The sequence below is a fragment of the Pseudomonas sp. ef1 genome (assembly GCF_007293365.2).
Lineage (GTDB): Bacteria > Pseudomonadota > Gammaproteobacteria > Pseudomonadales > Pseudomonadaceae > Aquipseudomonas > Aquipseudomonas siliginis.
The window spans coordinates 214,138-229,043 of sequence record NZ_CM129815.1 but is presented as its reverse complement, the minus strand read 5'-3'; the positions used below and the strand labels follow the sequence as shown (position 1 = coordinate 229,043).

Below are 14,906 nucleotides of genomic sequence, written 5' to 3'. Positions count from 1 at the left end.
CTGATGTGAGGCCTGCATGTCTTTCGATCTCGCCGCACGCCTTGCTGCCCGTCGTGCCGACAACCTTTATCGCCAGCGCCCGCTGCTCGAATCGCCGCAAGGCCCGCAAGTCGTGGTCGACGGCCAACCGCTGCTCGCTTTCTGCAACAACGACTATCTGGGCCTGGCCAATCATCCGCAGGTGATCGAAGCCTGGCGCGCCGGCGCTGAACGTTGGGGTGTCGGCGGTGGCGCGTCGCATCTGGTGATCGGCCACAGCAGCCCGCATCACGCGCTGGAAGAAGCGCTCGCCGATCTGACCGGGCGCCCACGTGCACTGCTGTTCACCACCGGCTACATGGCCAACCTCGGCGCGGTCACCGCGCTGGTCGGGCAGGGCGATACGGTGCTCGAAGACCGGCTCAATCACGCTTCGTTGCTGGACGCGGGCCTGTTGTCCGGCGCGCGTTTCAATCGCTATCTGCACAACGACGCCGAAAGCCTGGCCAAGCGCCTGGAGAAAGCCACCGGCAACACGCTGGTGGTCACCGATGGCGTATTCAGCATGGACGGTGACATCGCCGACCTGCCGGCGCTGGCCCGCACGGCCAAGGCCAAAGGCGCGTGGCTGATGGTCGACGATGCCCACGGCTTCGGCCCATTGGGCGCCAACGGTGGCGGCATCGTCGAGCATTACGGCCTGAGCCAGGACGACGTGCCGGTGCTGGTCGGCACCCTCGGCAAAGCCTTCGGCACCGCCGGCGCCTTTGTCGCTGGCAGCGAAGAGTTGATCGAAAGTCTGATCCAGTTCGCCCGCCCATATATCTACACCACCAGCCAACCACCGGCGTTGGCCTGCGCGACGCTGAAAAGCCTTGAGCTGTTGCGCAGTGAACACTGGCGCCGTGAGCATTTGCAGACACTGGTCCGCCAGTTCCGCCACGGCGCCGAGCAGATCGGGCTGGAGCTGATGGACAGCTTCACGCCGATCCAGCCGATCATGATCGGCGATGCCGGCCGCGCGGTGCGGCTCTCGCAAATGCTCCGCGAGCGCGGCTTGATGGTGACCGCGATCCGTCCACCGACCGTGCCGGCCGGCAGCGCGCGGTTGCGCGTCACGCTGACCGCCGCCCACAGCGAGGCGCAGGTGCAACAGTTGCTGGATGGGCTGGCAGATTGTTTCGCCCGATTGTCGTTGGAGCCAAGCCATGCGTAATCGGCTGATCCTGCTGCCCGGCTGGGGCCTCGGCGTGTCGCCGCTGGAACCGCTGGCCGCAGCATTGCACGGCCTCGACGAACATCTGCAAGTCGAGATCGAACCGCTGCCGGAGCTGGACTCCGCGGACCTTGAAGACTGGCTCGACGAACTCGATGCGCGCATTCCGCAGGAAGTCTGGCTTGGTGGCTGGTCGCTGGGCGGCATGCTCGCCAGCGAACTGGCGGCACGACGCGGCGAGGCGTGCTGCGGGCTGCTGACGCTGGCGAGCAACCCTGCGTTTGTCGCCCATGAGCAGTGGCCGAGCGCGATGCCTGGCGAGACATTCGATGCGTTTCTTGCCGGTTGCCAGGCCGATCCGCGTACCACGCTCAAGCGCTTCGCTCTGCTATGTGCGCAAGGTTCACCAGACCCGCGCGGGTTGTCGCGCTTGCTGCTCGGTGGCGCGCCGGCAACCGCGCCGGCCGCGCTGATGGCAGGTCTGGAGCTACTCGCGCAGCTGGACACACGCCAGGCGTTGCAGGCGTTTCGCGGCCCGCAGTTTCATCTGTTCGGCGGACAGGACGCGCTGGCCCCGGCGGAAGCGGCCGGCGCATTGTTCGCGCTGTTGCCGGATATCGAAATTGGTCTGATCGAACAGGCCAGCCATGCTTTTCTGCTGGAAGACCCGCATGGAGTCGCGGGCGCGATCCAGGCTTTTCTACATGAGTGCGCTGATGACTGATCTGTCCCTTGTGCTGCCTGAGGGCTTGCCCGACAAGCGCCAGGTGGCGGCGTCTTTTTCCCGCGCTGCGGCCAGTTACGACAGTGTCGCGGAGTTTCAGCGTGACGTCGGCAGGCAGCTGCTTGAGCGTTTGCCTGGGAGTTTCATGCCGTCGCGGTGGCTCGATCTCGGTTGCGGCACCGGCTATTTCACTCGTGCGCTGGCCTCGCGTTTCACCCAGGGCAGCGGTGTCGCGCTGGACATCGCCGAGGGCATGCTCAATCACGCACGGCCGCTGGGTGGCGCTGAGCATTTCATTGCCGGCGATGCCGAAAGGCTGCCGTTGCAGGACGCGAGCTTCGATCTGATTTTCTCCAGCCTTGCAGTGCAATGGTGCGCCGACTTCGAGGCGGTGCTCAGCGAAGCCTTGCGCGTGCTGAAACCGGGGGGGATTTTTGCGTTTGCTAGTCTTTGTACAGGGACGCTGTTCGAGTTGCGTGAGAGTTGGCAGCAGGTCGACGGGCTGGTGCACGTCAATCGCTTCCGCGAGTTCGCCCGCTATGAACAGTTATGTGCCGGCAGTGGCATGCGCATTTTGGCGCTGCAGAATCAGCCGCACGTGTTGCATTACCCGGATGTGCGCAGCCTGACTCATGAGCTGAAGGCGTTGGGCGCACACAATCTGAATCCCGGCCGGCCAGGTGGTTTGACCGGACGGGCGCGGATTCTCGGGCTGATCGACGCGTATGAGCGGTTCCGTCAGGCGTCGGGGCTGCCGGCAACGTATCAGGTGGTATACGCCGTGTTGGAGAAACCTCTATGAGCGCAGCCTATTTCGTCACCGGTACCGACACCGATGTCGGCAAAACCACCGTTGCTGCCGGATTGCTCCATGCGGCGCGGTCGGCAGGCTTGAGCACGGCGGCGGGCAAACCGGTGGCATCGGGTTGCGACGTCACGCCCAAGGGCTTGCGCAATTCCGACGCCCTGGCGCTGCTGGCCGAATGTTCGTTGCCGCTGACTTATCAACAGGTCAACCCGGTGGCGTTCGAGCCAGCGATCGCTCCGCATCTGGCGGCGCGCGAAGCAGGAGTGGCGCTGACGGTGCAATCGCTGCTGGCGCCGATGCGCGGGATTCTGGCGATGAACGCCGATTTCACCCTGATCGAAGGCGCGGGCGGCTGGCGTGTGCCGTTGGCCGATCAGGACAATCTCTCGGACCTGGCGATTGCGCTGAAGCTGCCGGTGATTCTGGTGGTGGGCGTGAGGCTGGGGTGCATCAGTCATGCGTTGCTGACCGCCGAGGCGATTGCCCGCGATGGTCTGCAATTGGCGGGGTGGGTGGCCAACATTATCGATCCGAAAACTTCGCGGCTGGAGGAAAACCTTGCGACCCTGGCCGAGCGCATTCCCGCGCCATGCCTGGGCCGGGTGCCGAAACTCAAGGCGTTGAGCGCCGAAGCGGTCGCCGAGCATTTGCAACTGGATTTGCTCGACTAAGCTTTTGCCTATGAACAGGCACTGTGCCATTAGTGTTTTTGACGGGTGTTTTGCTGGCGCGTCTGCTTCAATGGCGAGCATTGATCCTTTGCAGGGATGAGAGTGACTATGGAAATCTCCGGCAACACAGCTTTTTATGCGGGACTGAGCTCGATTCAGTCCGGGCAGAACCGCGTCGATCAGGCTGCCAGCCAGATCGCCAACAACACTATCGAACGCTCGGTGACCAGCCAGTCGTCCGAAGTGCAGGTCAATCGCCTGCGCGGTGTGGATCGCGCACAAGAATCGGATCTGGCGAGCAATATCGTCGAGCTGTCGCAGGGCAAGATCCAGGCAGAGCTGGGTGTGAAGGTGGCCAAGGCATCCGACGAAGTGCTCGGGACGATCATCGATACCTTCGCCTGAATGAATTTGTTCTAGACCCCGAAACGCCGCGCCCTGTCGCGGCGTTTTTCGTTTAAGTCCTTCTTGCTCAACTAATCTTTTTACAACGCCCGTGGCTTACGTGAAGTCGCGGCGATTTCTCGTTTCCGGCATTTGGAGAGCGTGATGACGAACGGCAAAAGATCGATGCTTGACAAGATTTCGGCGTAAACGTATGTTTCAAACAACTGTTTGACCGTCACAACAATTCAACACGGTCGTTCATTCCCGGTTACATCAGCAGAGGTTTATCGCTATGCCTGACTACAAGGCCCCCTTGCGTGATATTCGCTTCGTTCGTGACGAACTGCTCGGCTACGAAGCGCACTATCAGAGCCTGCCAGCGTGCGCAGACGCCACGCCGGACATGGTTGACGCCATCCTCGAGGAAGGCGCCAAGTTTTGTGAGCAGGTACTGGCGCCGCTGAACCGCGTGGGCGACATCGAAGGCTGCACCTGGAGCGAGTCCGGCGTGAAAACCCCGACTGGCTTCAAAGAGGCGTACAAGCAATTCGTCGAAGGCGGCTGGCCAAGCCTGGCGCACGACGTCGAGCACGGCGGTCAGGGTCTGCCTGAGTCGCTGGGCCTGGCAGTGAGCGAAATGGTTGGCGAAGCCAACTGGTCGTGGGGCATGTACCCAGGTCTGTCGCACGGTGCGATGAATACCATCTCCGAGCACGGCACCCCAGAGCAGCAGGAAGCCTATCTGACCAAACTGGTCTCCGGCGAATGGACCGGCACCATGTGCCTGACCGAACCGCACTGCGGCACCGACCTGGGCATGCTGCGCACCAAGGCCGAGCCTCAGGCCGACGGTTCCTACAAAGTTTCCGGCACCAAGATCTTCATCTCGGCCGGTGAACACGACATGGCCGACAACATCGTCCACATCGTACTGGCGCGTCTGCCCGATGCACCGGCTGGCACCAAAGGCATCTCGCTGTTCATCGTTCCAAAGTTCCTGCCAAACGCCGATGGCATCATTGGCGCGCGCAATGCCGTGAGCTGCGGTTCGCTGGAACACAAGATGGGCATCCACGGCAACGCCACCTGCGTGATGAACTTCGACGGCGCCACCGGTTACCTGATCGGCCCGGCGAACAAAGGTCTGAACTGCATGTTCACCTTTATGAACACCGCTCGCCTCGGTACCGCACTGCAAGGTCTGGCTCACGCTGAAATGGGCTTCCAGGGCGGTCTGAAATACGCTCGTGATCGCCTGCAAATGCGCTCGCTGACTGGCCCGAAAGCGCCGGACAAAGCCGCTGACCCGATCATCGTCCACCCGGACGTGCGCCGTATGCTGTTGACCATGAAGGCGTTCGCAGAAGGCAACCGCGCGATGGTCTACTTCACTGCGAAGCAGGTCGACATCGTCAAATACGGCGTCGATGAAGAAGAGAAGAAGAAGGCCGACGCACTGCTGGCGTTCATGACCCCGATCGCCAAAGCGTTCATGACCGAAGTCGGTTTCGAAGCCGCCAACCACGGCGTGCAGATCTACGGCGGCCACGGCTTCATCGCCGAGTGGGGCATGGAGCAGAACGTTCGCGACAGCCGCATTTCGATGCTGTACGAAGGCACCACCGGCATCCAGGCCCTCGACCTGCTCGGCCGCAAAGTGCTGATGACTCAAGGCGAGGCTCTGAAAGGCTTCACCAAGATCGTCCACAAGTTCTGCCAGACCAACGAAGGCAACGAAGCCGTCCAGGAATTCGTCGCGCCGCTGGCTGCACTGAACAAGGAGTGGGGCGAGCTGACCATGAAGGTCGGTATGGCTGCCATGAAAGATCGCGAAGAAGTCGGCGCGGCCTCCGTGGATTACCTGATGTACTCCGGTTATGCCTGCCTGGCCTACTTCTGGGCAGACATGGCACGTCTGGCTGCGGAAAAACTGGCTGCCGGCACCAGCGACGAGGCGTTCTACACCGCCAAGCTGCAAACCGCGCGCTTCTACTTCCAGCGCATCCTGCCGCGTACCCGTACGCACGTGGCCACTATGCTGTCGGGTGCTGGCAACCTGATGGACATGAAAGAAGAAGACTTCGCACTGGGCTACTAAGCCTTAACGCAGTCTGACGAAAACCGCTGCTCCCGTTAGGGGGCAGCGGTTTTTTTGTTTGTGGATCGCTCAGATAGTCGAGCTTCCGGCCGTTACAGAGACCGTGTGTGATCTGGATCACATTGTATGGGCTTGGCCGCACTTTGCAGGCACAATGCCATCTCTTTGCTATGACGGGTCGGAGCTTACCCTTGCCGCGTTCTTCCGCTGTACGTTTCAGCCATTTCCTGCCATCACTGCTGTTATTGCTTGCGGGGCTGGCGGCTGCGTACGTCAAAGACCTCAGCGTATTCTTCACGTCACTGTTCAACGTCCTGCCGACATTGGTTCTGCTCCTCGGTGGCGCGTATTGCGCGGTGTACCGACGTCAGCGCGAACTGTTTCTGATGCTGACGGTGTACATCGCCTACTTTCTGCTGGACACCCAGACAGATTTCTACCGCGACAACGGCAAGGTCCGCGAAGACGCTGCGGTGGTGTTTCATCTGGTCTGCCTGCTGCTGCCGTTGTTGTTCGGATTATTCGCCGCATGGCAGGAACGTACCCATCTGTTTCAGGACATGGTCGCGCGCTTTGCCGTGCTGCTGGCATTTGGCAGCGTGGCGCTGGGACTGGAGCAAAGTTACCCACAGGCGCTGCTGCTGTGGTTGTCGGAGATCCGCTGGCCGGCGCTGCATGGGGCATGGATGAGTCTCATCCAGTTGTCCTATCCGGTGTTCATCTCGGCCTTCCTGCTTCTGGCCTGGCAATACTGGCGCAACCCGCGCCCGTTGCACGCGGCGCAACTGGTTGGCTTGCTCGGTGTGTTCTGGATGCTGCCGAAGACCTTCATTCTGCCGTTCACCCTGAACATCATGTGCAGCCAGGTGATGCTGATGATCGCCGCCGCCGTTGCGCATGAGGCCTATCAAATGGCCTTCCGCGACGAGCTCACCGGCCTGCCGGGACGACGTGCGCTCAACGAACGCATGCAGCGACTGGGGCGCAACTATGTGCTGGCGATGAGCGACGTCGATCACTTCAAGAAATTCAACGACACCCACGGCCACGATGTCGGTGATCAGGTGCTGCGGCTGGTCGCCAGCAAACTGTCGAAAATCAGCGGTGGCGGTAGGGCGTATCGCTACGGCGGTGAGGAATTTGCCTTGGTGTTCGCAGGCAAGACCCTTGAGGAGTGCATGCCGCACCTGGAAGTGATCCGTGAATCGATTGCGTCTTACAGCATTCAGCTACGCAACCAGGAAAACCGTCCGCAGGATGATCAGCAAGGTCGCCAGCGGCGCAGCGGTTCCGGGGCTTCGGCGGTGTCGGTGACGGTGAGCATCGGCGTCGCCGAACGTGTCGAGCAGCGCACCCCTGAAGAAGTGCTCAAGTCCGCCGACCAGGCGTTGTACAGCGCCAAGGGCGCCGGGCGTAACTGCGTCATGGCATTCGGGCAGAACCGCCGTGGCGCGGTGCGCATGGACACTGCTGCGGGTTGAGTGATGACGGCGCATTCAGCGCCTGTACAGTGATTGTCGCGCGTGATGGCCAGCAGTAGGTTTGAGGAATCTGCTGACGGAGAAGCCACCATGCCCGAGTACAAAGCTCCCCTGCGCGACATGCGCTTTCTGATCGATCACGTCTTCGACTTCCATACCAGCTACGCCAGTCTCGGCGCGCATGACGCCAGCCCGGACATGATCAGCGCGATCCTCGAAGAAGGCGCGAAGTTCTGCGAGAACGTTCTGGCACCGCTCAATCGCAGCGGCGACGAAGAGGGCTGCCATTTCGACAACGGCGTGGTGACAACGCCTACAGGCTTCAAGCAGGCCTTCGCACAATATGTCGAGGGCGGCTGGCACGGTTTGGCGGCTGATCCGGCTTACGGTGGCCAAGGGTTGCCGAGTTCGCTGGGGCTGGTGATCAGCGAGATGGTCGGCTCCAGCAACACGTCCTGGGGCATGTACCCCGGCCTGACCCACGGCGCGATGTCGGCGATCCACGCCCACGGTACCGCCGAGCAGAAAGACACCTACCTGAGCAAACTCACCGCCGGCCAGTGGACCGGCACCATGTGCCTGACCGAAGCGCACTGCGGCACCGATCTGGGCATCATCAAGACTCGCGCGGTGCCACGGGCCGACGGCAGCTACGCGATCACCGGCAGCAAGATTTTCATCTCTGCTGGTGAGCATGACCTGAGCGACAACATCATCCATCTGGTCCTGGCCAAACTCCCGGACGCACCGGCCGGGACCAAGGGCATTTCCCTGTTTATCGTGCCCAAGTTTCTGCCCGATGCAGCAGGCGAAGCGGGTGAGCGCAATGGCGTTTCCTGTGGCTCGATCGAGCACAAGATGGGCATCAAGGCTTCTGCTACGTGCGTGCTGAATTTCGATGCCGCCACCGGTTACTTGATCGGCGAGCCGAACAAGGGCCTCAACTGCATGTTCACCATGATGAACCACGCGCGGCTTGGTACTGGCATGCAGGGTCTGTGTCTGGGCGAGGCGAGTTTTCAGGGCGCGATCAAGTACGCCAATGACCGTCTGCAGATGCGCGCCCTGACCGGTGCCAAATCCCCGGAAAAACCTGCCGACCCGATCATCGTTCACCCCGATGTGCGGCGCATGTTGCTGACCATGAAAGCCTTCAACGAAGGCAACCGCGCGCTGACCTATTTCACCGCGCAGATGCTTGATGTTGCGCACCTGAGCAGCGATGCCGATGCGCGTCAGGAGGCCGAAGACCTGCTGGCGTTCCTCACGCCGATCTGCAAGGCGTTCATGACCGACACCGGGCTGGAAGTGACCAATCACGGCATGCAGGTATTCGGCGGCCACGGCTTCATTCGTGAGTGGGGCATGGAACAACTGGTGCGCGATTGCCGGATTGCGCCGATCTACGAAGGCACCAATGGCATTCAAGCGCTCGACCTGCTCGGACGCAAGGTGCTGGGCAGTCAGGGCAAGCTGCTGCGCGGCTTTACCAAAATCGTCCACAAGTTCTGCGCAGCCAACGCTGATCATGCGCAGCTGGGCCGCTTCGTCGCGCAACTCAACGGGCTCAACCAACAGTGGGGCGACCTGACCATGAAGGTCGGCATGGCGGCCATGAAGAACCCGGACGAAGTCGGTGCTGCGTCGGTGGATTATCTGATGTACAGCGGCTACATCATCCTGGGCTACCTGTGGCTGCGCATGGCGTTGGTTGCTCAGGCACAGCTGGAGGCGGGCGAGGGTGAGGCTGATTTCCTCAAGGGCAAACTGGCAACGTGCGAGTTCTACTTCAAGCGCTTGCTGCCGCGTACGGCTGCGCATCAGGCGGCGATCGAGGCGGGGAGTGATTGTTTGATGAATTTGCCGGCGCAGGCGTTTGCTTTGTAGGCAGATCGAAAGATCGCGGCGATCTTTTTCCGGTGACCAAAAATAACAAATCAGTCACCGGTTGACCCTATGTGTCGCAAAAGTTGTTGAGGTACACTCCGGATCAACGAAAACATCATTCCACGAACCACCTGTTTAGATCTTGCGAGGTTTGCCATGGCTGACTACAAAGCGCCGCTGCGCGATATGCGCTTCGTCCTCAATGAAGTGTTCGAAGTCGCCAAACTCTGGGCCGAGCTGCCGGCGCTGGCCGAGACCGTCGATGCCGAAACCGTTGAAGCGATTCTCGAAGAGGCCGGCAAGGTCACCAGCAAAAGCATCGCGCCACTGAGCCGTGCCGCTGACGAGGAAGGTTGCCATTGGGCGGACGGTGCCGTCACCACGCCGGCCGGTTTCCCACAGGCTTATCAGACTTATGCTGAAGGCGGTTGGGTCGGTGTTGGTGGCGATCCGGCCTACGGCGGCATGGGCATGCCCAAAGCCGTGTCGGCACAGGTCGAAGAAATGGTCAACTCCGCAAGCCTGGCGTTCGGTCTGTATCCGATGCTGACCGCCGGCGCCTGCCTGTCGATCAATGCCCACGCCAGTGAAGAACTGAAAGCTGCGTACCTGCCGAACATGTACGCCGGCATTTGGGCCGGTTCCATGTGCCTGACCGAGCCGCACGCCGGCACCGACCTGGGCATCATCCGCACCAAAGCCGAACCTCAGGCCGACGGTTCCTACAAGGTCAGCGGCACCAAGATCTTCATCACCGGTGGCGAGCACGACCTCACCGAAAACATCATTCACCTGGTACTGGCCAAGCTGCCTGACGCGCCGGCCGGTCCAAAAGGTATTTCGCTGTTCCTGGTGCCGAAGTTCATGGTCAATGCCGACGGCAGCCTCGGTGCGCGTAACCCGGCCAACTGTGGCTCGATCGAGCACAAGATGGGCATTCAGGCCTCGGCGACCTGCGTGATGAACTTCGACGAAGCCGTGGGTTATCTGGTCGGCGAGCCGAACAAAGGCCTGGCCGCAATGTTCACCATGATGAACTACGAGCGCCTGGGCGTTGGTATTCAAGGCCTGGCCACGGGCGAGCGCTCTTATCAGAACGCTGTTGAATACGCGCGCGATCGTCTGCAGAGTCGTTCGCCGACCGGTGCGCAGAACAAGGACAAAGTCGCCGACCCGATCATCGTCCACCCGGACGTGCGACGCATGCTGCTGACCATGAAAGCCTCGAACGAAGGCGGCCGTGCGTTCTCCACTTATGTGGCGATGCAACTGGATACCGCCAAGTTCAGCGAAGACGCGACCACCCGCAAACGCGCGGAAGATCTGGTGGCGTTGCTGACGCCGGTAGCGAAAGCCTTCCTGACCGACCTGGGTCTGGAAACCACTGTCCACGGCCAGCAGATTTTCGGCGGCCACGGCTACATCCGCGAGTGGGGCCAGGAACAACTGGTGCGCGATGTGCGCATCACCCAGATCTACGAAGGCACCAACGGCATTCAGGCGCTGGACCTGGTCGGGCGCAAGATCGTTGGCAGTGGCGGCGCGTTCTACCAGCTGTTCGCTGACGAGATCCGCCATTTCACCGCAACCGCCAGCGCCGATCTGGGCGAGTTCACCAAACCGCTGAACGATGCCGTCGACACCCTCGACGAGCTGACCGCGTGGCTGCTGGACCGGGCGAAAAACAATCCGAACGAAATCGGCGCGGCCTCGGTCGAATATTTGCAAGCGTTCGGCTACACCGCTTACGCCTACATGTGGGCGTTGATGGCCAAAGCCGCGCTGGGCAAGGAAGCGCAGGAGGATTTCTATGCGAGCAAGCTGGGCACCGCGCGCTTCTATTTCGCCCGTCTGCTGCCGCGTATCCACTCGTTGAGCGCGTCGGTCAAGGCCGGTAGCGAGTCGCTGTTCCTGCTGGATGCGGCACAGTTTTGATCCTGTAGACGTCATGTAAGCATTTGCTTACGTGACGTGCTGCTGTTCTCCCATATCCGTATATTGGATCCACGGCTAATCTACATTTCATGGACGTCGCGCAGGAAGCGCAAAGTAAACAACACGGACACGTAGGATTCTGCCAGGGTGGCGGAGTGAAATGGATGTCAGGGAAACAGTCTGCAAAGCCCCGCTTCGGCGGGGTTTTCTTTTGCCTGAAGAAAAGTTTCAGGCGAGCGGATCGAGAGGCGGCTTCATTTCGCGATCGATTACCTCTTCAAGCAAAGTCCGCAGCAGTGCCAGCGAGGCCTGCTGGCGCTGTACATCGCGGCACACCAGGCCAACTTGCAACGGCACCCGTGGTTCGCTCAGCGGTTTCCATAGCAGATCTTCATCGTCATATTCCTTTTGCGAACGTCCCGGTAGCACCGTTGCCAGCCTGGTGTGCGGCAGGCTGTCGAGAATCCCCAGCATAGTGTTCAGCTCGGCCTGCACCTGCGGGCGTCGTCCGAGGCTGGTCAGTTGTGCCTGCCAGATCTGTCGGATCTGGAACTCTTCGCCGAGCAGCAACATGGGCAGCTCAGCAGCCTGGCGCATCGAGACCTTCTTGAACTCGCGCAAGGGATGGTCCGCCGGGATGACCAGCGTCAGTTCATCTTCGTACAGCAACACACCGTGCAGACCGGGTTGGCGCGGTGGCAGATAGCTGATGCCGATGTCCAGGGAACCATTGAGCAGACGCCGTTCGATTTCCAGCCCGGTCAGTTCATAGATTTGTACCACCAGATGCGGCTGCGCCTTGCGCACACGCTCGAGCATCTGCGGCACAAGGCTGGTGTGCACCGTTTGCAACACACCGATCGCCAGTGTGCGCAGTGCCTGACCCTTGAAACTACCCAACGCCTCGCGCGCCCGCTGCAAGCCATCGAGCAACGGCAGCGCGTGGTTGTACAGCGTGTGCGCGGCAAGGGTCGGCAGCAGGCGTTTGCTGCTGCGCTCGAACAGGGTGACGTCGAGGTTCTGCTCCAGCTGACGGATCTGTTGCGACAGCGCCGGTTGCGAGATCGACAAGCGCTCAGCCGCACGGCCGACATGGCCTTCTTCGTAGACCGCGACGAAATAACGCAGTTGTTTGAAATCCATAAGTAGCGCTTATCGAAATGGCTGAGAAATCGAAATGGCCTGAAGCCGTTTGCGCGCCTAGTCTAACCGCATTCACAAGGCTTGCAGGGCCAGAAAGCGTGACGAATTCCATTTGCTTCGTTCGTGATTACATAGGCAGTTCAAAAAACCTCCAGCGAGGTTTTTCCGCATGAATCTGTTCAGTTTGCGGCGCCAGACGCCGAGTCTGGATGACCTCTGCTTCGAGGCGGGGCCATCCGCTATGACCGACCATCTCAATGCCCAACGCCTGATGCCCAGCGTCGATCGGCCGCAACAAGTGTTCGTTCGCGGCCAGGGTTCATGGCTATGGGACAGCAACGATCGCGCCTACCTCGACTTTTCCCAGGCCAGCGGCGCCAACAGCCTTGGCCACAGCCCCACGGCGCTGGTCAAAGCCATCGCCAATCAGGCCCAGGCGCTGATCAATCCAGGCTGCAATCTGCGTAATCGCGGCATGCTCAGCCTCGCCGAACGTTTGTGCGCCAGCACGTCCAGCGATCAGGCGTACCTGCTCAACAGTGGCAGCGAGGCTTGTGAGGCGGCGATCAAACTGGCGCGCAAATGGGGGCAGCTGCATCGCGGCGGCGCCTCGCGGATCATCATGGCTGAGCAGGGTTGTCATGGCCGCAGTCTGGCGACGATTGATCGAGTGCCATTCAACGACCTGCCGGCGCTGCATGCGGCGGTAGACGCGCAGACCGTGGCGATCATGCTGGAGCCGATCCAGAGCGATGCCGGGGTCATTCCCGCGACCGGACACTACCTCAAAGGCGTCGAGCGACTGTGTCGTGACCTGGGCATTCTGCTGATTCTCGACGAAGTGCAGACCGGCATCGGCCGTTGCGGCAGCTTGCTCGCCGAACAGTCCTACGGGATTCGCGCCGATATCGTCGTGCTCGGCAAAGGCCTCGGCGGCGGCTTGCCGCTGGCGGCCTTGCTGGCGCGAGGCAAGGCCTGCTGCTTCGCCACCGGCGAGCTGAGCGGCACCCATCACGGCAACGCCTTGATGACGGCGGCCGGTCTGGTGGTGCTCGACAGCATCCATGACCGCAGCTTTCTCCAGCAGGTTAACGACAGCGGCCAGCATTTGCGCGAAGGCCTTGCGCGACTGGCGCACCGCTACGGCCACGGCGATTTGCGCGGCCAAGGCCTGTTTTACGGGTTGACGCTGTCCGACGAATGCGCCGACGCCGTCGTCCATGCCGCACTTCACGAAGGCCTGATATTGAACGCCGCGCAGCCTGACTGCCTGCGCTTCACCCCGGCCCTCACTGTCAGCAAAGCCAACATCGACGAAATGCTCCTGCGCCTGGGCCGCGCCTTCTCGCGAGTGCGCACCGCCCAAGTGCAATGTCGCAAGGGCATTGCCGTGTGAGCTGAGCAGCCCCAACCGATTACTCGAACCGTCTCGCGGTATAACGCACGCCCCACGCCTGATTCTTTTGGCGTGGGGCGTTTTTTTTGTGGCCGGGTTTTACAGACGTGATTTAGAGCTTGAGGGATCGTACCGTGGATGGTCTTTTAGAGAATGCCAGCAAGGGATGCGGCTACGGCCTGATCGGTATCACCGAAAAAGCCGTTTTGCGATCTGTACCACTAGGTGGTATGTTTTTGGAAGGGATACCTATGCCATTGAGGCTGTTCAAGACCAAACGCTTCGCCCTCCAGGCCAGTAGGGCGTGGATCACAGATGAAGAGTTGCAAGAGGCGTTTTATCAGATGCTTCAGGGACAGGCGGACAATCTTGGCGGAGGCGTGTGGAAGAAGCGCTTGAAGGCGAACCGTCACCGTTCGATTGTTTTGGCAAAAGGTGGACGTCACTGGATCAACCAAGTGCTTTTCGCCAAGCAGGATCAAAGCAATATCACGCCAACAGAATTGAAGGATTTACGTAAATTGGCAAAGGTCTATGCGCAACTGACCGAAGCGCAGATCAACGACTTGTTGGCGATGAAGGAGTTTGTGGAGATATGTCATGAGTAAGGAATTCAAAAGTGAAGTTTTTGAATCGATACACGAATCAGCCGGGGCGTTGCTTGCTGTCGGAGCAATAAACAAGGCAACGATGCGAGAATTCGATGACTCCTGTCTGGCATCGGTTCCCTTAGCGATCCCGGCTGAGGAGATCAAGGCGCTACGCGAGCGAAACAAGGTCAGCCAACCGGTATTTGCACGCTATCTCAACACAAGTGCATCCACGGTGAAGCAGTGGGAATCGGGTGACAAACATCCCAGCGGTATGGCGCTCAAACTACTGAGCATCGTACAAAAACATGGGTTGAAAATTCTCGCTTGAGCCTGACGCAGCTATCGCACTGAACCCTGACGAACGGCGCAGGTCGATTAGCTTGTATGGCTCAAGTGAGCCAACCCCCATTCAGGAGCTGCCCCATGGATTTCATTCGTATCATCATCGCTATTCTGTTGCCGCCACTGGGCGTGTTTCTGCAGGTCGGGTTTGGCGGGGCGTTCTGGCTGAACATTCTGCTGACGCTGTGCGGCTACATTCCGGGGATCGTGCATGCGGTGTATATCATCGCCAAGCGTTGAGTCCGG

General features: G+C 60.5%; 14 protein-coding genes. 13 read left to right on the top strand and 1 reads right to left on the bottom strand.

Going from position 1 to position 14,906, the window contains the following annotated elements; genetic code table 11:
• Positions 1-16: 16 nt before the first annotated feature.
• From bioF to FEE99_RS01085, 9 genes are all read left to right on the top strand, one after another.
• Positions 17-1,195, top strand: a complete 1,179-nt coding sequence (bioF, locus tag FEE99_RS01125) for an 8-amino-7-oxononanoate synthase (protein WP_041476724.1) — start codon at positions 17-19, stop codon at positions 1,193-1,195.
• A complete protein-coding gene (locus FEE99_RS01120) occupies positions 1,188-1,919 on the top strand; it encodes an alpha/beta fold hydrolase (protein WP_041476723.1) in 732 nt (243 codons plus the stop codon). Before bioF ends, FEE99_RS01120 begins: the two co-directional genes overlap by 8 nt.
• The gene (gene bioC / locus FEE99_RS01115; protein ID WP_041476722.1) at positions 1,912-2,721 is read left to right on the top strand and encodes a malonyl-ACP O-methyltransferase BioC; all 810 of its coding nucleotides are present in this window, start codon (positions 1,912-1,914) and stop codon (positions 2,719-2,721) included. The genes FEE99_RS01120 and bioC overlap by 8 nt, the downstream gene beginning before the upstream one ends.
• Entirely contained in the window at positions 2,718-3,398 is a 681-nt protein-coding gene (gene bioD / locus FEE99_RS01110; RefSeq protein ID WP_041476721.1) for a dethiobiotin synthase, read from the top strand. Before bioC ends, bioD begins: the two co-directional genes overlap by 4 nt.
• A gap of 108 nt (positions 3,399-3,506) precedes the next feature.
• Positions 3,507-3,803 (top strand): hypothetical protein, encoded by a 297-nt coding sequence (locus tag FEE99_RS01105; protein WP_016772865.1) that lies wholly within the window; start codon positions 3,507-3,509, stop codon positions 3,801-3,803.
• A 274-nt stretch (positions 3,804-4,077) separates the two neighbouring features.
• Positions 4,078-5,883: a phenylacyl-CoA dehydrogenase gene (locus FEE99_RS01100; protein ID WP_143978990.1), complete on the top strand. Its 1,806-nt coding sequence runs from the start codon at positions 4,078-4,080 to the stop codon at positions 5,881-5,883.
• A gap of 191 nt (positions 5,884-6,074) precedes the next feature.
• A complete protein-coding gene (locus tag FEE99_RS01095) occupies positions 6,075-7,364 on the top strand; it encodes a GGDEF domain-containing protein (RefSeq protein ID WP_041476719.1) in 1,290 nt (429 codons plus the stop codon).
• A gap of 90 nt (positions 7,365-7,454) precedes the next feature.
• On the top strand, positions 7,455-9,251 hold the full coding sequence (locus FEE99_RS01090; protein ID WP_041476718.1) for an acyl-CoA dehydrogenase C-terminal domain-containing protein: 1,797 nt from the start codon (positions 7,455-7,457) through the stop codon (positions 9,249-9,251).
• Between the two features lie 156 nt (positions 9,252-9,407).
• Positions 9,408-11,186: an acyl-CoA dehydrogenase C-terminal domain-containing protein gene (locus FEE99_RS01085; RefSeq protein WP_041476717.1), complete on the top strand. Its 1,779-nt coding sequence runs from the start codon at positions 9,408-9,410 to the stop codon at positions 11,184-11,186.
• A gap of 228 nt (positions 11,187-11,414) precedes the next feature.
• Here FEE99_RS01085 and FEE99_RS01080 read toward each other — a convergent pair whose 3' ends face one another.
• On the bottom strand, positions 11,415-12,329 hold the full coding sequence (locus FEE99_RS01080; protein WP_041476716.1) for a LysR family transcriptional regulator: 915 nt from the start codon (positions 12,327-12,329) through the stop codon (positions 11,415-11,417).
• A gap of 169 nt (positions 12,330-12,498) precedes the next feature.
• Here FEE99_RS01080 and FEE99_RS01075 point away from each other — a divergent pair, with 169 nt between their 5' ends.
• The 4 genes from FEE99_RS01075 to FEE99_RS01060 all read left to right on the top strand — a co-directional run bounded on the left by FEE99_RS01075 (position 12,499) and on the right by FEE99_RS01060 (position 14,900).
• The gene (locus FEE99_RS01075; protein ID WP_041476715.1) at positions 12,499-13,725 is read left to right on the top strand and encodes an aspartate aminotransferase family protein; all 1,227 of its coding nucleotides are present in this window, start codon (positions 12,499-12,501) and stop codon (positions 13,723-13,725) included.
• 251 nt (positions 13,726-13,976) lie between these two features.
• Positions 13,977-14,333: a type II toxin-antitoxin system RelE/ParE family toxin gene (locus FEE99_RS01070; RefSeq protein ID WP_041476955.1), complete on the top strand. Its 357-nt coding sequence runs from the start codon at positions 13,977-13,979 to the stop codon at positions 14,331-14,333.
• On the top strand, positions 14,326-14,646 hold the full coding sequence (locus FEE99_RS01065) for a helix-turn-helix domain-containing protein (protein WP_041476714.1): 321 nt from the start codon (positions 14,326-14,328) through the stop codon (positions 14,644-14,646). The genes FEE99_RS01070 and FEE99_RS01065 overlap by 8 nt, the downstream gene beginning before the upstream one ends.
• 95 nt (positions 14,647-14,741) lie before the next feature.
• Entirely contained in the window at positions 14,742-14,900 is a 159-nt protein-coding gene (locus FEE99_RS01060; RefSeq protein ID WP_003228885.1) for a YqaE/Pmp3 family membrane protein, read from the top strand.
• Positions 14,901-14,906: the final 6 nt, after the last annotated feature.

Bases quoted from the DNA above. Each gene is read 5' to 3' on its own strand.
- bioC (WP_041476722.1), top strand. From the start codon at position 1,912: ATGACTGATCTGTCCCTTGTGCTGCCTGAGGGCTTGCCCGACAAGCGC.
- FEE99_RS01065 (WP_041476714.1), top strand. From the start codon at position 14,326: ATGAGTAAGGAATTCAAAAGTGAAGTTTTTGAATCGATACACGAATCA.
- FEE99_RS01120 (WP_041476723.1), top strand. From the start codon at position 1,188: ATGCGTAATCGGCTGATCCTGCTGCCCGGCTGGGGCCTCGGCGTGTCG.
- FEE99_RS01080 (WP_041476716.1), bottom strand. From the start codon at position 12,329: ATGGATTTCAAACAACTGCGTTATTTCGTCGCGGTCTACGAAGAAGGC.
- bioF (WP_041476724.1), top strand. From the start codon at position 17: ATGTCTTTCGATCTCGCCGCACGCCTTGCTGCCCGTCGTGCCGACAAC.
- FEE99_RS01100 (WP_143978990.1), top strand. From the start codon at position 4,078: ATGCCTGACTACAAGGCCCCCTTGCGTGATATTCGCTTCGTTCGTGAC.
- FEE99_RS01090 (WP_041476718.1), top strand. From the start codon at position 7,455: ATGCCCGAGTACAAAGCTCCCCTGCGCGACATGCGCTTTCTGATCGAT.
- FEE99_RS01105 (WP_016772865.1), top strand. From the start codon at position 3,507: ATGGAAATCTCCGGCAACACAGCTTTTTATGCGGGACTGAGCTCGATT.
- FEE99_RS01075 (WP_041476715.1), top strand. From the start codon at position 12,499: ATGAATCTGTTCAGTTTGCGGCGCCAGACGCCGAGTCTGGATGACCTC.
- FEE99_RS01085 (WP_041476717.1), top strand. From the start codon at position 9,408: ATGGCTGACTACAAAGCGCCGCTGCGCGATATGCGCTTCGTCCTCAAT.
- FEE99_RS01070 (WP_041476955.1), top strand. From the start codon at position 13,977: ATGCCATTGAGGCTGTTCAAGACCAAACGCTTCGCCCTCCAGGCCAGT.
- FEE99_RS01060 (WP_003228885.1), top strand. From the start codon at position 14,742: ATGGATTTCATTCGTATCATCATCGCTATTCTGTTGCCGCCACTGGGC.
- bioD (WP_041476721.1), top strand. From the start codon at position 2,718: ATGAGCGCAGCCTATTTCGTCACCGGTACCGACACCGATGTCGGCAAA.